The 23,090-nt window shown below is 45.8% G+C and carries 16 protein-coding genes; 5 read left to right on the forward strand and 11 right to left on the reverse strand.

Annotated features, from left to right (window positions below):
* Positions 1–15: 15 nt before the first annotated feature.
* From I1A59_RS02410 to uvrB, 3 genes are all read right to left on the reverse strand, one after another.
* On the reverse strand, positions 16–3,120 hold the full coding sequence (locus I1A59_RS02410) for a DNA polymerase III subunit alpha (protein WP_196091225.1): 3,105 nt from the start codon (positions 3,118–3,120) through the stop codon (positions 16–18).
* A 602-nt stretch (positions 3,121–3,722) separates the two neighbouring features.
* Positions 3,723–5,375 carry a DNA polymerase III subunit gamma/tau gene (gene dnaX, locus I1A59_RS02415; RefSeq protein WP_196091226.1) on the reverse strand — a complete coding sequence of 551 codons (1,653 nt, stop codon included), beginning with the start codon at positions 5,373–5,375 and terminating at the stop codon, positions 3,723–3,725.
* A 104-nt stretch (positions 5,376–5,479) separates the two neighbouring features.
* A complete protein-coding gene (uvrB, locus tag I1A59_RS02420; protein WP_196091227.1) occupies positions 5,480–7,468 on the reverse strand; it encodes an excinuclease ABC subunit UvrB in 1,989 nt (662 codons plus the stop codon).
* A 146-nt stretch (positions 7,469–7,614) separates the two neighbouring features.
* Here uvrB and I1A59_RS02425 point away from each other — a divergent pair, with 146 nt between their 5' ends.
* A complete protein-coding gene (locus I1A59_RS02425; protein WP_196091228.1) occupies positions 7,615–9,801 on the forward strand; it encodes an ABC transporter substrate-binding protein/permease in 2,187 nt (728 codons plus the stop codon).
* Positions 9,798–10,541, forward strand: a complete 744-nt coding sequence (locus I1A59_RS02430; protein WP_196091229.1) for an amino acid ABC transporter ATP-binding protein — start codon at positions 9,798–9,800, stop codon at positions 10,539–10,541. Before I1A59_RS02425 ends, I1A59_RS02430 begins: the two co-directional genes overlap by 4 nt.
* A 244-nt stretch (positions 10,542–10,785) precedes the next feature.
* Here I1A59_RS02430 and I1A59_RS02435 read toward each other — a convergent pair whose 3' ends face one another.
* The 7 genes from I1A59_RS02435 to cdaA all read right to left on the reverse strand — a co-directional run bounded on the left by I1A59_RS02435 (position 10,786) and on the right by cdaA (position 17,859).
* A complete protein-coding gene (locus I1A59_RS02435; RefSeq protein WP_196091230.1) occupies positions 10,786–12,867 on the reverse strand; it encodes an SH3 domain-containing protein in 2,082 nt (693 codons plus the stop codon).
* Between the two features lie 160 nt (positions 12,868–13,027).
* Positions 13,028–13,177, reverse strand: coding sequence for a hypothetical protein (locus I1A59_RS02440; RefSeq protein WP_196091231.1), 150 nt, complete (start codon positions 13,175–13,177; stop codon positions 13,028–13,030).
* Between the two features lie 9 nt (positions 13,178–13,186).
* Positions 13,187–14,500, reverse strand: a complete 1,314-nt coding sequence (obgE, locus tag I1A59_RS02445; RefSeq protein ID WP_196091232.1) for a GTPase ObgE — start codon at positions 14,498–14,500, stop codon at positions 13,187–13,189.
* A 66-nt stretch (positions 14,501–14,566) separates the two neighbouring features.
* Positions 14,567–14,695, reverse strand: coding sequence for a DUF4044 domain-containing protein (locus tag I1A59_RS02450; RefSeq protein WP_196091233.1), 129 nt, complete (start codon positions 14,693–14,695; stop codon positions 14,567–14,569).
* A gap of 258 nt (positions 14,696–14,953) precedes the next feature.
* Entirely contained in the window at positions 14,954–16,309 is a 1,356-nt protein-coding gene (gene glmM, locus I1A59_RS02455) for a phosphoglucosamine mutase (RefSeq protein WP_196091234.1), read from the reverse strand.
* Positions 16,310–16,312: 3 nt separating this feature from the next.
* A complete protein-coding gene (locus I1A59_RS02460) occupies positions 16,313–17,017 on the reverse strand; it encodes a CdaR family protein (RefSeq protein WP_196091235.1) in 705 nt (234 codons plus the stop codon).
* Positions 17,014–17,859, reverse strand: coding sequence for a diadenylate cyclase CdaA (cdaA, locus tag I1A59_RS02465; RefSeq protein WP_196091236.1), 846 nt, complete (start codon positions 17,857–17,859; stop codon positions 17,014–17,016). The genes I1A59_RS02460 and cdaA overlap by 4 nt, the downstream gene beginning before the upstream one ends.
* Before the next feature lie 120 nt (positions 17,860–17,979).
* Here cdaA and I1A59_RS02470 point away from each other — a divergent pair, with 120 nt between their 5' ends.
* Genes I1A59_RS02470 through I1A59_RS02480 form a run of 3 tightly spaced genes read left to right on the forward strand, consistent with a single transcriptional unit; the run spans position 17,980 to position 20,371 of the window.
* Positions 17,980–19,320, forward strand: coding sequence for a Mur ligase family protein (locus I1A59_RS02470; RefSeq protein ID WP_196091237.1), 1,341 nt, complete (start codon positions 17,980–17,982; stop codon positions 19,318–19,320).
* Positions 19,320–20,108 carry a lipid II isoglutaminyl synthase subunit GatD gene (gene gatD, locus I1A59_RS02475; RefSeq protein WP_196091238.1) on the forward strand — a complete coding sequence of 263 codons (789 nt, stop codon included), beginning with the start codon at positions 19,320–19,322 and terminating at the stop codon, positions 20,106–20,108. Before I1A59_RS02470 ends, gatD begins: the two co-directional genes overlap by 1 nt.
* Before the next feature lie 8 nt (positions 20,109–20,116).
* Complete coding sequence (locus tag I1A59_RS02480) at positions 20,117–20,371, forward strand: LapA family protein (protein ID WP_196091239.1); 255 nt, start codon at positions 20,117–20,119, stop codon at positions 20,369–20,371.
* Positions 20,372–21,128: 757 nt separating this feature from the next.
* Here I1A59_RS02480 and I1A59_RS02485 read toward each other — a convergent pair.
* Positions 21,129–23,021 carry an ABC-F family ATP-binding cassette domain-containing protein gene (locus I1A59_RS02485; RefSeq protein WP_196091240.1) on the reverse strand — a complete coding sequence of 631 codons (1,893 nt, stop codon included), beginning with the start codon at positions 23,019–23,021 and terminating at the stop codon, positions 21,129–21,131.
* Positions 23,022–23,090: the final 69 nt, after the last annotated feature.

Raw genomic sequence — 23,090 nt, forward strand, 5'->3', positions numbered from 1 at the left:
GGGAACTTTAAAATTCTAGCGTTTTTCTAGAAAAACCGTTTTCAGAGCATAGGGAGCGAGGGCATTTACCAGTTGATCTGATTTGGAAACGCCTCCTTCTAATTGCAAGGTTTCCTTCCCTTGCTGATAACGTAAAATAACCGGTATGGGACCTGGATGTACCTTCAAAATTTGGGCAACTTCTTGATCCAGCTCATGATCTTGGAGTAGGATCCAGAATTGCTCCTTGGTCAGCATTTCAGCCTGATTTAGGAGAATCTGCTTCCGCCCATCCTTATCCTGCACCTTCCCGCGGATCCTTAACAAGCTTCCTTCTTGTAAGAGGTCCTTGAATTTTCGAAAAGCCTCTGGGAAGACAATGACTTCTATTTTATTGCGGGTATCGGTGACTTGGACAAAGGCCATCTGCTCGCCTTTTTTGGTGCGAATAACCCTGATATTCAAAACCTCCGCCAGAATTTCTACCGTACGCCCAACTTGCAGGTCGGCGATGCGATCTATCCCGGCCCCCGCTTCCTGAAGATAGTCCTTTAAGGGATGAGGGCTCAGACCCACGCCTAACAGTTCCACTTCCATTCGATATTTTTCTAAAGAAGAAAAATCAGCAACTTCCTCCCAAGAATAGCTAGAATCTGCAAAAAGGCTACCCAACTCTTGGTAGAAGAAAAGGAGGCGATCCAGGTTGGTCAAGAGGGTGGCCCGGTTGGGAGCCATCTGATCAAAAAGGCCAATCTGGATCAAAGGCTTGAGAAAATCGGTTTTCTGGTAATTGTGGGGCATACGAAGGAAGAAGTCCTCCAAATCGGCAAAAGGTTGTTGCTCCAAAATCCAATTCTGGAAATCTTTCGGAAGGCCCTTGATGCGGTCCAGCCCCAAGTAAATAGCACCATGCTGGAACCGATCCCGGCGTGAAATACTATTAATGGTTAAGGGCTGCATCTGGAACCCGGCATCCAAAGCGTCTTCCAGATAGGTTTGGTTGCCAGAACTTAAAAGAACCTGGAAAAAGATATGGGGATAATGGGTTTTAAAATAGGCCAACTGAAAGGCCAGGGCGGAGTAAGCATAGGCGTGACTGCGGTTAAAGCCATAACCGGCAAACTTCTCCATAACCGCAAATAGAGCTTTAGCCCGCTCCCGGTCATAGCCTTGCTGCAGGGCGCCTTCAACAAAATCAGCCTCCATGGCGTGCATTTCTTCCGGTTTCTTTTTCCCCATGGCCCGCCGTAACAAATCGGCTTTCCCGAGACTAAAACCCGCAAAGCGTTGGGCCACCTGCATCACCTGTTCCTGGTAAAGCATAATACCGTAGGTCGGGGCCAGAATATCCGCCACTGCTGGATCCACCGAGGCTACCGCTTCCCGACCATGTTTCCGAGCCACAAAATTATCAATATAATCACTGGCACCCGGTCGGTTCAGACTGGTGGTCGCAACCACTTCTTCAAAGGATTGAGGTTGCACCCGGCGTAAAAGATTTATCGCACCTGGTTGTTCAAACTGGAAAATCCCCTTGGTACGCCCAGCCGCAAACAAGTTGAGGGTTTCCGGATCCTCCAGTGGAATCTGAGCTGGCTCTAATGCAATTCTCTCTAGCTTGAGTAGTAAATCCCGCATGCGTTCGACATAAGTAAGATTTCGTAGACCCAAGAAATCCATCTTGAGCAAGCCATTATCCTCAATGGCTCCCGCATCATACTGGGTAATGTAGATATCCTCCGCAAATTTTAGGGGGATAAAGTCCGTTAAATCTGCGTCACTCATCACCACCCCAGCCGCGTGAACCGAAGTCTGCCGAGGTAAGCCTTCTAGTCGCATAGCCAGTTGCAGCGCTCGGCCCAACTCTGGCCGTTCCTGAAATTGTCTACGGAAAGACAGACTCCGTTCTGACACCTGGCGCAAACTTTCTCCAAAACGAATTTGCTTGGTCAGGCCCGAAATCTCAAACTCTGGCAAACCAATCCGTTTTAAGACATCCCGTAAGGCCTGCTTGGCTCCGAAGGTAGAATAGGTCACAATCTGTGCCGCGTGCATGCTTCCGTATCGATCCCGCACATAGCGAAGAAAATCCGGCCGGTGAATATCGGGGATATCAATATCAATATCCGGCATACTGAAACGTTCTCGGTTCAAAAAACGCTCGAAGATCAAGTTTTTGGCAACCGGATCAATTCCCGTGATGTCCAAGGCATAGGCAACTAAACTTCCTACTGCGGATCCACGCCCCATCCCCATGTAATAGCCTTGCCGTCGGCCAAAAGCCAACAGATCCCAGACGATCAAGAAATAATCGTCAAAGCCCATTTCATGGATAACGGCTAATTCCTCATCCAAGCGTTGTAAATAGGCTGTTTCCACTAATCCCTTAGCTTCTAAACCTGCCATCGCTCGCTCTCGCAATTCCTCCACAGCAGGTCTTTGAGGATTAAAGCGAGGCAATTTCAGACTCCGATCCAAATCATAGTGGATTCCATCAACCAGCTGCGCTAGATTCTCCCAGGCACCTGGAAAACGTGTTTGAAAGGCTTCTTTAACTTCGCGAGCTGGAAGCAACCCTTGACCGCGATAGGGAACTGGGGTACCCACCAATGTTTGATTGGCCTTGATAGCCTCCATAACCTGCAAAACTTCCAAATCCTGAGAGTCCAAATACCGAACGGTAGGAAGCGGAAGCAAGGGGCGGTCACTTTCAGGAAGGGGACTATCCAAAGCTAGGCCTAAAAAGTAGGGAAGACCAAGGTCTAGGTCCTCTTGATCTGGCTGGTAGGGACGAATGATGGCTAGATCTTGGGTATATTCCACCAAGTCTTCCCAAGCTGTTTTCCCTAGATTCCGTTGAGTCGCTAATTTGAGCAAATTCTGATAGCCCTTTGTAGAAAGAGCCAGTAGGCGCAAGTCTACCATTTGCTCGGCCACACGCGTCGTCAAACTCATCCCTATTAAGGCTTGAAGACCAGCTTGCTCAGCGATTTCTAAAAAGGCATACGCCCCATACAGATTGTCCTGATCCATTAAACCAAGACTCTGGTAACCCAAATCCCTAGCTCTGGCTACATAGGAGCTCAAGGTCAGATTACTTTCTAAAAAACTATATACGGATCGTGTATCTAACTGAATCATAGACTCCTCCATGCATACTCTTCAAAAACCAAGACCTGACCAAGCTCATCGGAGCTTTCTTTCTCATTTATGCTCCACTGCGTCAAAGTGACTTCACTAACTAAAATAGAAAGGTTGAGACTTTTGCCCCAGCCTATCTTGATTTTTATACCTATTCTTTCAGACTCTATTAACTGAGAACTAATTGATTGTCTACCTTGCTCGCCTTATACTCTTTTAGTTTATCTTTTATTACTGTGTTAGCTCGTCTTGCCGTACTTCAGTACTGTCTACGACTCGCTGCCTTGTACTAAAAGTAAACTAAAAGACTATATTGATAAGATTCAACAGGTCTCCCAGACCTGTTGGACGATCTTCATCGGATTGAAGGCAAGCGATGTTTGCTTTATTCCCTATAAATATGAATCCAATTCCTGGATTCATAGACTTCTTGCGGAACTAATGTATTTGATCCAATTTCATAGCAGGAAATATCGCATAACCACACTGAAATATCTTGCGACTCAGTCTTTTTTCAAGTGATAACTTCGATGAATCTCAAGTTCCGTCACTGTTTTGCAGGAAGTCTAATATTCATTTCAGATTTCGAACTATTTCGAGTATTAATCATCTTTAATCACAACTTGTGACGCTAGAAATGAAAATTGTTCCGGAATTGGAGATTCTTCCTTCTCTTCTTGCTTTTGTTGGCGGTTCTTCGCTGCAAAATCCTGCCGGAGTTGCTGCCAATCTTCCATTGAAATCGCTAGAATTTCTGGTGAGAAACCAGCAGCCTGACTGAGAATATTGCCGAAGGTCACATTGAGATTATCCCGTTTCATGGTCTGTTCAGCATTAAAGGCTGATTCAAAGGCCAGGATGGCATGATGTTCATTGGCTGCCACAGGCTGTGAACCTTCTAACAAGGCCTTGTCAGCCCCTGATAGACGTTCGATGATTTCTCCCCAGGCCTCTTGCAATTTGGTCAGGTTGGCACGAGCCAAAACTGGATTTTCGACAGCCTCTTCCAGAATTTTCGTGAAGCGAGTTTTATCAATTTTCACCTTGGCTTCTGGGCGGGCCGCGCTTTGAGGAACCTTTGCTGGTTGAGATTGACTGATTCCCATCCTTTTGAGCTGGATCACTTCTTCTTTTAGGGTCACGAGCTCTGCTTGGAGCCGGGCCACTTGGGGACCGGCTTCCTTTTCTTCCGCTGGACCGTCAATCAACTGAACGGTGATCATCTCCAGGGCTAAGCGAGCTTGGCTCAGCTGACGCAAGGTCTGGTTGGCCTGGAGAAGGGTCCCCAGCATATCCAAAAGGCGGGGGCGCTCCAACTCTTGATTGTCCAAAAACAGGGGAGAGCGATCCGCAAAGCTAAGGCCTGATTGACTTAAAAGAAGGTCGCGTAGATACGCTAAGAGGTCATCGAGGAAGCGAGCTGGCTGCTTCCCACTATCAAGGATGGTATGCAAATGATCCATAGCCTCTTCCAGATTTTGGAGGCGGAGAGCTGCTACATAAGAATCCAGAGCCCGGAGACTGACGGAGCCCGTGACTTCTTCAACCAAGTCTAAACTCAAGACCGAACCATCCAGAAGACTCAAGGCTTGATCCAATAATGAAAGGGCATCCCGCATTCCTCCCTCAGCTCGGCGCGCAATGAGGCTAAGGGCTCCTTGCTCGGCGCCAATACCTTCTTGATCGAGAATCCAATCAAGGTGTCCCACGATATCAGCTTCTTTGATGGCCTTGAATTCAAAACGCTGAACCCGAGAGAGGATAGTCGCTGGGATTTTATGCAATTCTGTCGTCGCAAGGATAAAGACCAAGCCAGGACTGGGCTCTTCCAAGGTCTTGAGGAGAGCATTAAAAGCTCCGGTCGACAGCATGTGGACCTCATCAATAATGTAAACCTTATATTGAGCTAGACTAGCCGCATAGGTAGACTTGTCTCGAATATCCCGAATCTCATCTACCCCGTTATTACTGGCCGCGTCAATTTCAATGACATCCTCTAAGCTGCCCCGGGTAATCGCCTGACACATGTCACAATGGTTACAGGGTTCCCCATCGGTTTGATTGGGACAATTCATGGCCTTGGCAAAAATCTTGGCAGCAGAGGTTTTCCCCGTTCCTCTGGGACCTGAAAACAGATAGGCATGGCTGATTTTCCCTGTTGCCACTGCCTGCCGTAAACTTTGAGAGACAACAGGTTGTCCCACCATTTCTGAGAAAGTCTGGCTACGATATTTACGATAGAGGGCTTGGTACACCGGCTTCCTCCTTTTCTTTTTTCTTCCTATTTAATAAGCTCAGATACTGCTAATCTTCAAAAATTGACAATCCCTAGTTTTATCACACTTAGATTTCACTCGGCTTAATCCAGAGCCTTGATTTCCAGAATCATATCGCGAATTTGTGCCGCCAACTCGAAATCAAGAATACCAGCTGCTTCCTGCATCTGTTCTTCCAATTTCTTGATCGCTTCTTTGCGTTCTTTTTTGTTCATGCTTTCGAAATCTGGTGTCTCCTCTTGCTCTGGTAGAGCGGCCTTGGTGACACTGATCAGATCGCGAATTTCTTTCTTGATGGTTTGTGGAACAATGCCATGTTTTTCATTGTATTCCATCTGGATGGCCCGACGGCGAGCGGTTTCTTTCATGGCTTTTTTCATGGATTCCGTTTCGGTGTCGGCATACATAATCACGTGCCCCTCGCTATTACGGGCAGCCCGACCGATGGTCTGGATAAGCCCCCGTTCATTGCGAAGAAACCCTTCTTTGTCGGCATCCAAAATAGCCACCAAGCTAACCTCCGGAACGTCAATCCCTTCCCGAAGCAAGTTGATTCCTATCAGAACATCAAACACTCCCAATCGCAGGTCGCGGATAATCTCCGTCCGTTCCAAAGTCTTGATATCCGAGTGCATATACTTGACTTTGACTCCCATTTCCTTGAGGTAGTCCGTCAAATCTTCCGCCATTTTCTTGGTAAGTGTGGTTATGAAGATCCGTTCGTTCTTAGCAACGCGTTCATGAATTTCTCCTAGGAGATCCTCCATTTGCCCATGAGTTGGACGCACCTCAACTTCTGGATCCAATAGTCCCGTTGGCCGAATGATTTGCTCGACAATTGTTTCGGTCTCCTCCATCTCGTAATCTCCCGGGGTCGCAGAGACATAGACAATTTGATGAACGTGCTGCTCAAATTCTTCCCGCCGCAGCGGACGGTTATCAAGGGCACTTGGCAGACGGAAGCCATGGTTCACCAACATCTCCTTGCGTGAGCGGTCCCCATTGTACATCCCCTTAATTTGCCCCATGGTCATGTGCGACTCATCAATCATAATTAGGAAGTCTTCTGGGAAGAAATCCAAGAGGGTATAAGGCGGCTCCCCTTCCGAACGACCATCCATATGCCGTGAATAGTTCTCCACCCCATTGGTATAGCCCATTTCACGCAACATTTCAATGTCATAATCCGTTCTTTGTTTCAAACGCTGCGCTTCAAGAAGCTTCCCTTCCTTCTCAAATAGGGCTAGCTGCTCTTCTAACTCTGCTTGAATCTTGGCGATAGCCATCTCCAAATGCTGGTCGTTGGTCACGAAGTGAGTCGCGGGATAAATGGCTAGATGATCAACCTCCCCCAAAACCTGACCGGTAAGAGCTTCAATTTCACGAATCCGGTCGATTTCATCGCCAAAAAATTCAACACGAAAGGCATGTTCATCACGACTGGCAGGGAAAACTTCAACCACGTCTCCCCGAACCCGGAAACGGCCCCGTTGGAAATCAATGTCATTGCGTTCAAACTGAATCTCTACCAAATCATTGAGAAGTTGGTCTCGTGAAATGAGTTGACCTGGCCGTAAACTGACAACCTTGTCCGCATATTCTTTTGGGGAACCCAAACCATAGATACAGGAAACAGAAGCTACGACAATGACATCGTTCCGCTCCAGTAGAGCCGAAGTGGCTGAGTGGCGAAGCTTGTCGATCTCATCATTGACGGAGCTATCTTTCTCGATATAAGTATCGCTGGATGGCACATAGGCTTCAGGTTGGTAGTAATCATAGTAAGAAACAAAGTACTCGACTGCATTCTCTGGGAAGAATTCCTTGAACTCCCCATAAAGCTGACCGGCCAAGGTTTTATTGTGGGCGATCACCAGAGTCGGTTTATTAACCTTGGCAATTACCTGACTCATGGTGTAGGTTTTCCCCGTACCAGTGGCTCCCATTAGGATTTGGGCCTTCTCTCCACCTTCAATGTTGTCAACAAGATCTTCTATCGCCTGGGGTTGATCCCCAGACGGTTGGTACTTAGATACCAGCTTAAATTGATTATCTTCTATTCTTTCAATCATAGTACACCTCATCTCCTATTTTACCATCTTTTGGCAGGGAAATCTTGACTTTGATATGTCAGAAGTTCTGACATAAAACCCACTCGATTTGCATCCTCTGGTCCTTTTTGGTATAATTTGAAAATATTCTAAAAGGAGATGCCGAAATGAAGAAAAAACTTCTAAGTCTCTTGTTACTTCTGTTTCCACTATTTGTAACAAGCGGCGTGCAGGCAGCTGATACCATTAAGATTGTATCAGATACCGCTTATGCACCATTTGAATTTAAAGATTCAGATCAAGTCTATAAAGGAATCGACGTCGATATCATCAAGGCAGTCGCAGAGAAAAAAGGATGGAACTACGAACAAAGTTATCCTGGCTTCGATGCGGCTGTTAATGCGGTTCAAGCCGGCCAAGCCGATGCCATCATGGCAGGGATGACCGCAACCGAAGAACGTAAAAAAGTGTTCACCATGTCTGACACCTATTACGATACCAAGGTGGTTATCGCAACCCTAAAGGGAAAAGGAATTTCAGACTATAACCAGCTCAAAGGCAAAACCGTTGGAGTCAAAAACGGTACCGCCGCTCAACGCTTCCTTGAAGACAACAAAGACAAGTATGGCTACGAAATCAAAACCTTCGACACTGGAGATTTGATGAACAACAGCCTCCAGGCTGGTGCTGTTGACGCCATCATGGATGACAAACCTGTTCTCCAATACGCCATCGACCAAGGTCAAAACTTGGAAATTCTAATGGACGGAGAACCCGTTGGAAGCTTTGCCTTCGGTGTTAAAAAAGGCAGCGATAAGGAATACCTTGTTGAGGAATTCAATGAAGCGCTAGCTGAAATGAAAGAAGATGGTAGCCTAGAACAAATCATCAACACATGGACTGGTGGTTCAAGCAACTCTGTAGCTGCCAATATCCCTGAAACCTCTACACCTGCCGGCCAAACTGCAACTCCGGTCAAGAGCGAATACAAGATTGTCAGCGACTCTTCCTTCGCACCATTTGTTTTCCAAAATGATTCCAACGAGTACACTGGAATCGATATGGAGTTGATTCAAGCAATCGCTAAAGATCAAGGCTTCACTATTTCTGTCACCAACCCTGGATTTGATGCAGCGGTAAACGCAGTTCAAGCAGGACAAGCAGACGGAATCGAAGCTGGAATGTCCATTACGGATGAACGGAAGAAGACTTTTGACTTCTCCGACCCTTACTACATTGCCAATGCCATTATTGGAGTTAAGAAAAACAGCGACATCGCTTCCTATGAAGACCTCAAAGGAAAAACCGTTGGGGTGAAAAACGGTACCGCTTCTCACGACTTCTTGACCGAAAACAAAGATAAGTACGGCTACGACATTAAAGTCTTCTCAGAAGCTGCATCTATGTACGATAGTTTAAATGCTGGCTCCGTAGATGCCATCATGGATGATGAACCCATCATCAAATATGCTATCAACCAAGGCCAAGACTTGGCTACTCCAATCGCTGGAATCCCAGTGGGTCAATACGGCTTCGCCGTTAAAAAAGGAACCAACCCTGAATTGATCGAGATGTTCAACAATGGTTTGGCCAACTTGAAAGCAAATGGGGAATATGAAAAACTCCTCGATAAATACCTAGGTGAGTCAACTGCAAGCAGCAATCAATCTTCTACGGTTGACGAAACAACTATCTGGGGCTTGCTCCAAAACAACTACAAGCAATTGCTAAACGGTCTATGGATTACCATTTCCTTGACTTTGATTTCCTTTGCCATTGCCATGGTCATCGGTATCATCTTCGGAATGTTTAGTGTTAGCCCAGTTCCTGCTTTGCGCACTGCCGCTACAATTTTTGTCGATGTGATTCGCGGAATTCCATTGATGATCCTTGCTGCATTCATTTTCTGGGGTATCCCCAACTTGATTGAAAGCATGACGGGTCAACAGTCACCCATCAATGACTTTGTAGCCGGTGTGATTGCTTTGTCACTGAACTCTGGTGCTTATATCGCCGAGATTGTACGGGGTGGTATTCAAGCCGTTCCCGCCGGTCAGATGGAAGCCAGCCGCAGTTTGGGTATCTCTTACAGCAAGACTATGCGGAAGATCATTCTTCCCCAAGCTGCTAAGATTATGCTTCCAAACTTCATCAACCAGTTTGTTATTGCCCTAAAAGATACAACCATCGTATCCGCAATCGGATTGGTTGAGCTCTTCCAAACAGGTAAAATTATCATCGCACGGAACTACCAAAGCTTCCGGATGTACGCAATCCTAGCTGTGATTTACCTCATCTTGATTACTTCTCTCACTCGCCTAGCGAAACATCTAGAAAAGAGGACCAGTAAATGAGTAAACAATTGAAAATAGATGTAAATGATCTTCACAAGTACTACGGAAAAAATGAGGTTCTAAAAGGCATCACCACTCAATTCTATGAAGGAGATGTAGTCTGCATCATCGGCCCTTCTGGTTCTGGTAAGTCAACCTTCCTCCGCAGCCTCAACCTGCTGGAGGAAGCAACCAGTGGGCACATTACTGTAAATGGCCAAGACCTCACGCTTCCGACAACAGATGTGGACAAAGTTCGGGAAGATATCGGAATGGTCTTCCAGCACTTCAACCTCTTTCCACACATGACCGTTCTTGAAAACATTACCTTCGCGCCGGTTGAACACAAACGTATGTCACTGGAAGAAGCCAAAAGTTTGGGAATGGAACTCTTGGAAAAAGTCGGGCTAGCTGAAAAAGCGGATGCCATGCCTGACAGCCTGTCAGGAGGACAGAAGCAACGGGTGGCCATTGCGCGTGGTTTGGCTATGAAACCAGAAATCATGCTCTTTGACGAACCAACCTCCGCTCTTGACCCAGAAATGGTCGGAGATGTCTTGAATGTTATGAAAGACTTGGCTGAGCAAGGAATGACCATGATCATTGTTACCCACGAGATGGGATTTGCCCGCCAAGTTGCCAACCGGGTTATCTTCACCGCTGACGGTGAATTCCTCGAAGATGGACGACCAGACGAAATCTTCGATAACCCACAACACCCACGTTTGAAAGACTTCCTTGATAAAGTCTTGAACGTTTAATACTCGAAACAGTTCGAAATCTGAAACGAATTTTAATCCAGGAATTGGATTAAAATTTATAGGTAATGAAGCAAGCATCGCTTGCCATCAATCTGATGAAGGCTGAACTATAGTTCGGCGAAGAAGATTAACACATTCAGATTTTGAAATGCAATGAGTTTAAGATTGATTTTCAAAGTATATTAATCCCAAAACCCCCATGGAATCGGTAATTCCATGGGGGTTTTGGGATATCAAATTTTTACTAAGGAAGGGCTACATAGCGACGAATGCCTGAGCCTGAGATGTAGCTGAGCCAATTGCGGCCCTCAGCTTGAACAATCTTGTCATAGTTCACAGACATCCCTTTTTCATAAAGAGCTACAGCTGGGGCAGACATTTGAGCTTGATTTTTAACCAATGCTTCTGCTCCAAAGGTATAAGTACCGGCTGATGGAAGACCTTGATGCAGGGTTGGTTTGACTTCAGCCTTTGGTGCTGCCGCCAGCTTTTCAATCGCGATGTAATAGCGGTTGCCGCTATAGCTGAGGTAGCTGAGCCAACGGTGGCCATCTGCTTCTAAGACCTTGTCATAGTTTACTGAGCCACCTTTGTCGTAGTAGGCAACATCCGGGCTGGCTACTCGTGCTTCTTTTTTGATACCATAGCGGCCATCAAAACGGAAAGTTCCAGAAGAGGGGATACCCACTGGAGATGTGTTTGGTTCTTCTGGTTTGATTTCTGGTTTGACTTCAGCCTTTGGTGCTGCCGCCAGCTTTTCAATCGCGATGTAATAGCGGTTGCCGCTATAGCTGAGGTAGCTGAGCCAACGGTGGCCATCGGCTTCTAAGACCTTGTCGTAGTTTACAGAGCTACCTTTGTCGTAGTAGGCAACATCAGGACTTGCTACTCGTGCTTCTTTTTTGATACCAAAGCGACCATCAAAACGGAAAGTTCCAGAAGAGGGGATACCCACTGCAGATGTGTTTGGTTCTTCTGGTTTGGTTTCTGGTTTGACTTCAGCCTTTGGTGCTGCCGCCAGCTTTTCAATCGCTATGTAATAGCGGTTGCCGCTATAGCTGAGGTAGCTGAGCCAACGGTGGCCATCGGCTTCTAAGACCTTGTCATAGTTTACTGAGCCACCTTTGTCGTAGTAGGCAATATCCGGACTGGCTATTCGCGCTTCTTTTTTGATGCCATAGCGGCCATCAAAACGGAAAGTTCCAGAAGAGGGGATACCCACTGCAGATGTGCTTGGTACTTCTGGCTTGGTTTCTGGCTTCGCTTGAGGTTTAGCTTCTACTTTTGGTGCTGCCACCAGCTTTTCAATCGCGATGTAATAGCGGTTGCCGCTATAGCTGAGGTAGCTGAGCCAACGGTGGCCATCGGCTTCTAAGACCTTGTCATAGTTTACTGAGCCACCTTTGTCGTAGTAGGCAACATCCGGGCTGGCTATTCGCGCTTCTTTTTTGATGCCATAGCGGCCATCAAAACGGAAAGTTCCAGAAGAGGGGATACCCACTGCAGATGTGCTTGGTACTTCTGGCTTGGTTTCTGGCTTCGCTTGAGGTTTAGCTTCTACTTTTGGTGCTGCCACCAGCTTTTCAATCGCAATGTAATGGCGGTTGCCGCTGTAGCTGAGGTAGCTGAGCCAACGGTGGCCATCTGCTTCTAAGACCTTGTCGTAGTCTACAGAGCTACCTTTGTCGTAGTAGGCAACATCCGGGCTGGCTACTCGTGCTTCTTTTTTGATGCCGTAGCGGCCATCGAATTTATAAGTACCAGAAGCAGCTAAAGGTGCAGTTGCCTCTACTTCTGGTTTTTCTTCTACTTGAGGAGCAACAGGTGCTGCATTGAGAACACCAATCGGAGCATAGCGCCGTTGTCCACTATAGGATTTATAGGACAACCATTGATAGCCTTCTTGGTTATGCAACTGGTCATAGCGAACCTGATCTCCCGCTTGGAAGTAAAATTCTATCTCAGCTTTAGCGGACAATTCATTCTTTACCCCAACAGTTTCCGCAAAGGTATAGGAACCAGTTGGAGCCAAGTCTTGAGCAGGCTGTTCAGGAAATTCCTGCACCTGGTCCGCAGTCAAAAGCATAGCACGAGGTTGAAGCTGAGCTGGTGCAGCATAGACCGCATCTACTGGAGATTGAGTTTGTTCCCCCTCTACCTCTTGCTGAGTGACAGCGAGAGGTGCTTCCACAGAAACTTGGTCAGCCGCGACTGTAGAACCCGCTCCTAAAAGCACAGTCCCAATCGCAATCGAAGCAACACCGACACTGTATTTACGAATAGAATAACGTTGAACTGGGTTCCACAAATCTTTGGCTTTCATCATTAACCTCCCGCTTGATCTCAAGGAATCTTTTTTGTAACAAATATTACATTTTTGTTACCTTGTATGTTAATTGTAACAAAGTTTTACAATTTTGTCACCTATTTATGTGTTTTTTGAAATATTTTTTCAAAAAAAAAGACCCTTTCGGGTCTCAAAATGATTATTCATCCTTCTCTTGTCGCTCCAATCGAAGTTTCCGATTGGGATTCAGCGTATTAAAAAGGGCTTCCAACTTCTCTTCGTTCCAGACATCTGCCGCTGAAACAAAGTTCCCATCAGCATCCTTAAAAGATATCGGCTTATCTCCCACAAGAACCTCCTAGTCCACAAACTCGAACTCAAAATTCCCGATGCGGACCAAGTCACCATCGCGGGCCCCGCGTTCGCGAAGGGCCTCATCAACACCCATACCACGCAATTGACGAGCAAACTTCATAACCGCTTCGTCTCGATCAAAGTTAGTCATGGTAAAGAGTTTTTCTAACTTGGCTCCAGACAAGACCCATGTAGCATCATCATCCCGCGAAATTTCAAAGGCCGCTTCTTCTTGGTCAAATCCATAATAAGCTTCTTCTTGATACATGTCATTACTATCATATAGAAGAAACTCTGGAGTTTTAGCCAAGAGATCTGCACTGGCATCCAATAGTGGACCTAATCCTTTTTTACTAATTCCGGAAATGGGGAAAATCATTGGTAACTCATCGAATTCATCATAGTTGGTTGCCAATTTTTTCTTAAAGGTTCTAAGGTTTTCCTCACTGTCTGGCATATCCATCTTATTGGCTACAATAATCTGAGGCCGTTCCATCAGACGAAGATTGTAAGACTCCAACTCCTTGTTGATAGCCAAATAGTCTTCGTAAGGGTCTCGTCCTTCGCTCGCACTCATATCAATGACATGCCAAATCACGCGCGTCCGCTCAATGTGACGCAGGAACTGGGTTCCAAGCCCAACTCCTTGACTAGCCCCTTCAATCAATCCAGGAAGATCCGCTACTGCATAAGAATCCCCACTTGGGGTCTGAACCATCCCTAGATTTGGAACAATGGTCGTAAAGTGATAGGCACCAATCTTAGGTTTGGCAGCAGTAATGACTGAGAGCAAGGTGGATTTTCCTACTGATGGAAAACCGACCAAACCGACATCTGCCAAAATTTTCAATTCCAGCAATAACTCTCGCTCTTGGCCAGGCTCCCCGTTCTCAGAAATTTCTGGAGCTGGATTCCGAGGGGTCGCAAAACGGATATTCCCTCGACCACCGCGACCACCTTTCGCCACGATGAACACTTGGTCTTGTTCAATCAAATCCGCCAAAACCTTTCCAGATTCCAAGTCTCGCACAGTTGTCCCTGGAGGTACTGCAACATACAAGTCCTCGGCTCCACGACCGTGCATCCCTTTGTTCATCCCTTTCTCACCCGCTTGGGCTTTGAAATGACGATTGTAGCGGAAGTCCATCAAGGTCCGCAGACCCTCATCTACTTTAAAGATAACATCGCCACCGCGACCTCCATCGCCGCCCCAAGGACCTCCATTAGGGACATATTTTTCGCGACGGAAGGCTACCATGCCATCGCCACCTTTTCCTGCCTTCACCTTAATTTTGGCAGTATCTAAAAACATACTCATCTTCCAATTCCTCCTACATGGTAAAAAAGACCACGGTTGCCCCTAGGCTTCCACGGTCTTTGACTCCTAGATAATTGCAGAGATAGCCGTCATGAAAATAGCTCCAACTGTTACGAGAACCATAATAATCACAACCAACATGGTTAATTTTTCAAAGGCAGATTTTTTCCGTTTCCCTGTGTCACCAAACGCCATGATAACTCCTTCTTCTACTTAAATACTTGCTTATCTATCTTCAAAATCAGAATACTCGAAAAATTTCAAAGAAATGACTAGGAAAGCCGATGAAGGTTGTTCAACAGGGCTGGGAGACCTGTTGAACATTATTGATAAAGCATGCAAAGTACGCAATCAATCAGTTCATCAAGGAGGCTTGACAACGTCAAAATTTAAAATTTAATGAGTATTATTAGTTTCATTCTATCACGCTTCCCCTAGCAAAACAAGGAGAAACTAGGCTTCTATACCAATTTCCTCTTGCACAACCGCTGCAATGGTATCCACGTAATAGTCAACCTCTGCATCCGTTGGCGCTTCTGCCATAACCCGAAGAAGTGGCTCTGTTCCACTTGGGCGAACCAAGATACGACCATTGCCAGCCATTTCCTCTTCCATCTTCGCAACAATGGCCGCAATAGCTGGAACTTCCATAGCCTGATCTTTCATTTTGTTATCCACACGAATGTTCACTAGTTTTTGTGGATAGATGGTTACTTGTTCAGCTAATTCGGACAAGGTCTTACCGGATTCTTTGAGAATCTTAGTTAATTGTACCCCTGTCAATTGGCCATCACCTGTCGTGTTATAGTCCATCAAAATGACATGCCCTGATTGCTCCCCACCAAGGTTAAAGCCGGAGCGGCGCATTTCTTCAACGACATAGCGGTCCCCTACAGCGGTCACAGCCTTGTCAATTCCATGGGCTTCAAGAGCCTTGTGGAATCCAAGATTAGACATAACAGTGGTCACAATGTTATTCTTAGCCAACTTGCCTTCTTGAGCTAGAGCTTGACCAAGGATAAACATGATTTTATCACCATCCACAATTTGACCTTTTTCATCAACGGCAATCAAACGATCGGAGTCACCATCAAAGGCCAGACCAAGATCGGCTCCTTTTTCCACAACCAGTTCTTGCAGTTTTTCAGGATGGGTAGAACCAATTTGGTCATTGATATTCAGACCATCTGGTTTTTCGCCGATCACACTTAGTTGGGCTCCAAGATCTGCAAAGACTTGACGAGCACTAGTAGAAGCAGCTCCATTAGCTGTATCCAAGGCTACATGCAGACCCTCCAATTGAGTACCTGTGGAAACGAGAAACTCTTGGTATTTCCGGAGACCTTCTGGGTAATCCATCACATGTCCCAAACCTTGGGCACTTGGCCGTGGAAGTTTATCTTCTGGAGCATCCAAGAGAGCCTCGATTTCCAATTCTCGTTCATCATCCAACTTAAAGCCATCGCCCCCAAAGAATTTAATTCCGTTGTCTTGGGCAGGGTTGTGGCTAGCAGAAATCATAACTCCGGCACTTGCCTTCTCTGTCCGAACCAAATAGGCAATCCCAGGTGTAGCAATCACACCGAGTTTATAAACCTGGATGCCAACTGAGAGAAGCCCTGCAATTAAAGCATTCTCTAACATTTCACCAGAGATGCGAGTATCCCGTCCCACAAAGACACGAGGGGTCGCTTCTTCATGCTGGCTCAAAACATAACCACCAAAGCGGCCTAAGCGAAAGGCTAATTCAGGCGTTAGTTCAATATTGGCTTCTCCACGAACACCATCTGTTCCAAAGTATTTTCCCATGATTTATTTTTTCTCCTCAGTTTTTAATTGAATGCGAATGGAAATTGTCTCTGGCTCAATCACACTTGGGACAATTTCCCCATTGGCATCTACTGCTTGTAAACTCACTTCACCATTATAGTTCTTGGTTTGATCCCAGTCTTCTGGTAATACCATTTGAACAGCGGAAATTTGAGCTAATAGCTCTTCATTACTTGTCACAGATACTTCTTTGTCATCATCTGCAACCATCAAGCTAGCACCACCTGGAATTTGACTTAAGAAGCTAGCTAAATCCACCTTAAAAGTCTTGGATTTTTTTAAACCGATAGTCCCGCTGATGGATTCTGGTTCAACCTTTGCAGTCACTCCACTGGTCAGGTGCTCAATCGTAACAGGGACTTCAACCAAACCAGGCGACTCATTGGTTAGATCAGCCACTACCCGGAAGGTCCGCGAGGATTCTTGTGTTTCTGTCGATAAGAGCACCCGGTTAGAGGACGATAAGTCCACTGTAACCTCAGATGCAAAGCCAGATACAAAGTACTTGTCCGAGTCATAGCGAAGGACCAAGGGCACCCCTTTGATGGTATTGGTATAGGTCTCTGTCGCAATATCTCCGCTGGTTTTAGCCTGGGTCTGATACTGACTGGACGACGCGTAAAAAAAGAGAATCAATGACAAGAACGTCGCAAGTAAGGCATATAAGAAAGATCGATTAAGCTTCATCTTTTTTTCCTCCCTAACCATTGTGACAGGCCATCCTTCCCTTCTTCCTCTACAGTGTAAAAATCTTCCAGGACCGCTCGTAATTCTGCTGGACTAACATCATGAACCAAGGTTCCATTCCGTGTATAAGAAATTTCCCCCGTTTCTTCCGATACAATCACTGTTAAGGCGTCGCTTACCTCTGAAAGCCCCACGGCTGCCCGATGTCGGGTTCCAAAGTTCTTTGGAATTTTGCCTGATTCGGACAAAGGTAAATAGGCAGAAGCCGCTGCAATTTTATTTTCCGAGATAATAACGGCTCCATCATGCAAAGGGGTATTGGGGATAAAGATGTTAATCAGGAGCTCCCCACTGATTTCCGACCCCAATGGAATTCCGGTTGCCGTGTAAGCCTGTAGGGTTTGAGCCCCTTCTAGGGCAATTAAAGCCCCAATCTTCCGAGGGCACATATAGGTTACCGCCTTCATCAAGGCATCAATCGCTTTTTCCTCCGATGTATGGGTCCGCATGTTGAATAAATCCAAGGTGCGCCCTAGACGTTCCAAACCTGTCCGGATTTCAGGAACAAAAATAACGACAGCAGCAATAACTCCATAAGTGACGACCTGATTCATCAACCAAGCAACTGTTGTCAAACCAACCAAATTGGCTAGGACCTGCAAGGCCACAAAGAGAAGCACCCCCCGAACCAAGGTCATGATTTTGGTTCCTGCTAAAGCTTTAATGGCAAAATAGAGAGCCACTGCCACCAGAGCAATATCCAGAAGTTGTACAAAAATGGTCCACGGGCTGGAGAAAAAGCTTTGCCAATATTGGGGATCTACCAAATACCTAAAATTCATGCCCTGAGCCTCCATTCCCTTTCATCGATCGACATTAACTTTACAATTATACCATGATTTGCCATGCGAACCAAGACCGCAAGCCGCTTCATATCCTGATTTTTATGATAAAATAATCTCATGAAACTAAATACACTACTTGGAATGGCAGCAGGAAAAACGAGTGCGACTGCCTTAAAAATGCTTGGTCGGGGTTCCACTCTGCCAGGAAAACTTGCCCTTAAATTTGACCCCCATATTTTGGACCAACTAGCCAAGGACTATGAGATTGTCTTGGTAACCGGAACCAACGGAAAAACACTAACCACTTCGCTGATTGTTGGAATCCTATCAGAAGCCTTTGGCCAAGTGCTGACCAACACCAGTGGAGCCAATATGATTACCGGGATTACCACAACTTTCCTCAAAAGTCCAAAGAAAAATGGAAAGAAAATTGCTGTTTTGGAAGTTGATGAAGCCAGTGTTCCGAAAATCTGTGATTATATCCAACCGTCCCTGTTTGTCCTCAGTAATATTTTTCGAGATCAGATGGACCGGTTTGGAGAAATCTACACCACTTACCAATTCATTTTAGATGGTATCAAAAAAGCGCCTGAGGCTACTGTCTTGGTCAACGGAGATAGCCCTATTTTTCAATCTGTGGATTTGCCAAACCCGATTCTCTCTTTTGGTTTTGACCACTTGGAAGAAGAGGCTCATCTGGCTCACTACAATACGGAAGGAATTCTCTGTCCCAAGTGTCAGCACATCTTACAGTACAAGATGATTACCTACGCCAACTTGGGGAACTATTTCTGTCCCAACTGTTCCTTTGCGCGTAAGCCTCTAGACTATCGTTTGACAGAGTTGGTGGAGCTAAGCGAGAAATCTTCCCGCTTTAAAATTGATGACCAGGAGTACAGCATCAACATTGGTGGTCTCTACAATATTTATAATGCCTTAGCTGCCGTAGCCGTTGCGGAGTTTTACAAAATTCCTGCAGACACCATTCGTGCAGGTTTCGACAAGAGTAAAGCTGTTTTTGGCCGGCAGGAAACCTTTAAGATTGGGGACAAGGAATGTACGCTTGTGCTGATTAAAAACCCTGTTGGTGCGACACAAGCTCTGGAAATGATTCAATTAGCACCGGGGCCCTTCACCATGTCCTTCCTACTCAATGCCAACTACGCTGATGGCATTGATACTAGCTGGATCTGGGATGCCGAGTTCGAACGGATTCAAGAGATGGATGTTCCACATGTCTTCACGGGTGGTGTCCGCCACGCTGAGATTAGCCGCCGTATTCGGGTTGCTGGCTATCCTGAAAGTCAGATGACAGAGCTAGACCAACTCAAAGATTTAGTAGAAGCTATCAAACAACAAGAAGCCCCACGCGCCTATATTCTTGCAACCTATACCGCTATGCTAGAAATGCGTGAACTTTTGGCTAGCCAACATCTTGTTTCCAAGGAGATGAACTAATGACCTATGTTTCTTTGCAAAGTGCCAATCCCCAAGACTATCCCTACCAAATTCGCATCGCTCACCTCTATGGAGACTTGATGAATACCTATGGGGATAACGGCAATGTTCTCATGCTTAAGTATGTGGCAGAAAAATTAGGTGCTGCCGCAACAGTAGAAATTGTTTCGTTGGATGATCCCTTTAATCCTGAAGACTACGATATCGTCTTCTTTGGAGGCGGTCAGGACTATGAACAAGCGATTGTATCCAAGGATCTCCCCCTCAAGAGAGATGGTATTGACCGTTTCATCCACGACAAAGACGGAGTGGTCTTAGCTATCTGTGGCGGTTTCCAACTCCTCGGTCAATATTACATCGAAGCCTCTGGGCGGCGGATCGAAGGGATCGGGGTCATGGGCCATTATACGTTGAACCAAGAAAACAATCGCTTTATCGGAGATATCAAAATCCGTAACGAGGAATTTAATGAAACCTATTACGGATTTGAAAACCATCAGGGGCGAACCTTCTTGGCAGATGATGAAAAGCCACTAGGCAAGGTCATTTATGGAAATGGCAATAATGAAACCAAGGAAGGCGAAGGCGTCCACTATCGAAATGTCTACGGTTCTTATTTCCATGGCCCTATCCTCTCTCGGAATGCTAATCTAGCTTATCGTATGATTACAACGGCCCTCAAACAGAAATACCCCGACATTCAACTGGCCGACTTTGAAGACATTCTCGGCCTTGAAGTCTCGCAAGAATTCAGCGATACCAAATCCAAAGCTGAATTTAGCAACTAGGAGATTTTATGAATCAGAAATTTCGTTACTATCTATCCCTACTTTCCGTCCTCTTGATTGCCCTGCTCTCCATCAGTAATATTCAAGAGGTGGAAGTTTCCTTCCTCATCACGAAAGTCCAACTCCCCTTGATTTTGGTGATCCTCTTCTCCTTCATCCTCGGTGCTCTCGTCACCCTGCTTTATAGCCGCCCAAGTAAAAAAACGGTCAAAGAAATGAAGAAAAACAGAGAAGAAACTCCAAAAATCGAAGATAAGAAATAAGCCAGTCGCATTGACTGGCTTATTTCTTATCTTTATACTAAAATCCGACTTTGTCAAGCCTCATCGCCGAACTGATTGATCGCGGACCTTGCACGCCTTATTGATCACATTCAACAGGTCTCCCAGACCTGTTGAATGATCTTCATCGGATTGATGGAGGTTGGGACAAAAGTCTCAACCTTCCTATTTTACTTAGTGAATTCACTTTGACGCAGTGGTTGATTGGTCAAACAGCTAAAAGGCTGTTTGAGGTAGTAGATAGGAGAGCGAAGCAAATACCAATTGTTCGCTTTTAGTGCTAGAACATCTCATGTTCTCTTATCCAGATACTCAAAGAGTCAATTCCTGACTCTTTGACCTCCGAAAGTAACCGAATCAACATTGACATGAACTTCGTTCATTTCATTTAGAAACTCTAAAGGCATTCAACATGCCTGTAGACCGGAGGTGAGTGTGAAACGGTTTGGGGAGAAACCGTTTCAGCTTACAACTTGAAACAAAGACTTGTAACGAACGATTTTATAGTCTTTTAGTTTGCTTTTAGTACAAGGCAGCGAGTCGCAGACAGTACTAAAGTACGGCAAGACGAGCTAACATAGTAATAAAAGATAAACTAAAAGAGTATATTTGTAAAAATCGTTCTGTCTCACTCTCTTCATTACCTATAAATTGTAATCCAATTCCTGGAGTACAATCCGTTTCAGATTTCGGACTGTTTCGAGTGTAAATTCATCAGGTCTATTCTGATGTTGACATTTTATTCTCCCAACTCTGCCCACTCTTCCAATGCCTCTTCTTCCTCGGCCTGGGCTTGTTCTAATTCGGCCTGCAATTGAATGAGCTGGTCCGGGTCATTGCTCTCCAGCATGCTTGCTTGAATCTCCGCTTGGATACGGCTCAGCTCTTCCATTCGCCGCTCCAATTCTTCAATGCGCCGCTGGCGTCGGCGAATCTCCTTTTGACTCTCTTTTTGCTCCTCATAGGAGAGATTGTTGGCCTCCTTAGCCTCAACAAACTCCGGCTCCGCTTCTTGTGCTAGCACCTCCAATTCCTTTTTCTTTTCAAGATAGTAATCATAATCTCCAAGGAAAAGTCGGGAACCTTCTGGACTTAGCTCCAGCACTTGGTCAGCAATGCGATTGATGAAGTAACGGTCATGACTCACGAAGAGCAAGGTTCCCTCAAAATCAATCAATGCCTGTTCTAAAGCTTCTTTGCTCTCGATGTCCAAATGGTTGGTCGGTTCATCCAGGACTAGGAAATTATTTTTTTCCATGGAGAGTTTGGCCAACAGCAGACGTGAGCGTTCTCCACCTGAAAGCATGCCTACCGTTTTTTGAACATCATCCCCGGAAAAGAGGAAGGAACCAAGACGGTTGCGAATCTCCAACTCCGGACTCTGCGGAAAATCATTCCAAAGTTCCTCTAAAACAGTATTGCGGGTACTTAAGGTCTCCTGATTCTGATCGTAGTAACCAAAATCAACATTCGTCCCCAGGCGTGCTTGTCCCTGAATAAATGGCAAATCTCCTTTTAAGGATTTTAAGAGGGTCGTCTTCCCAACTCCATTGGGACCAACAACAGCGACCGCTGTGTATTTCCGTAAATCCAGTGAAATCGGCTGGGACAGCACTTGACCCTCATAACCAATGGCTGCTTCTTCCAGTGTCAAGACCACATTCCCGGATGGGCGTTCAATTGGAAAGGCGATGTGGGCAGCTTTTTCCTGACCTTCTGGTTTTTCCAGTCGATCCATTTTTTCCAATTTTTTCCGACGAGACTGGGCCCGTTTGGTAGTCGAAGCTCGCACCAGATTTTTGGCTACAAAGTCTTCCAGAGCAGCAATTTCCTTCTGCTGCTTCTCATACTCCTTGCGTTGAGTTTCCAACCTTTGGGCTTTTTCTTGTACAAACTTGGTGTAATTTCCCACATAACGATCCAAAGAATTTGGTCGCAAATCCCAAGTGATATTCGCCACCTTATCCAAGAAATAGCGGTCATGACTGACAATCAAGAGAGCCCCTTGGTAATTGGTCAAATAATTTTCCAGCCAGGCAATGGTCTCAATGTCTAAGTGGTTGGTTGGTTCGTCCAAAACCAAGAGCTGCGGCTCTTCCAAGAGCATTTTCGCCAAAGCTAACCGTGTCTTCTGTCCACCCGATAAATCCGAAATAGGCATGGACCACATGCTCTCATCGAATTGAAAACCATTCAGGATGGAACGAATCTTGGCCTCATACTGAAAACCACCGGCCTGTCGAAAATTCTCAGACAACTGATCATAACGGCTCATTAACGAAGTTAGCTCCGCTCCTGTCACCTGGCCCATCTCTGCTTCCAGTTCTCGCAGCGTTTGCTCATCCTGTCGCAGGTCTTCAAAAACCTTAAGCATTTCCTCGTAAATAGACAAGTTGGAATCCAAGGAAGATGACTGAGACAGATAGGATAGGGACAAGTCCTTTTTGCGACTAATCTCACCCGAGGTAGCTTCCTCCACCCCTACTAAAATTTTTAACAAGGTGGACTTACCGGCACCATTACGGCCCACAAGGGCAATTCGGTCACGGTCACCAATCTGAAAAGTAATATTTTGAAAGAGAACGTCTCCCGCAAAGGAACGTTCCACCTTACTCGCTTGCATAATAATCATAAAACCATTATAGCACAGCTCGTAAAGCAGTCCAAAATGATAATAACATCCATATCCCAAAACAAATTA

Origin of the sequence: Streptococcus sp. NLN76, from assembly GCF_015686645.1 — a bacterium.
Classification (GTDB): domain Bacteria; phylum Bacillota; class Bacilli; order Lactobacillales; family Streptococcaceae; genus Streptococcus.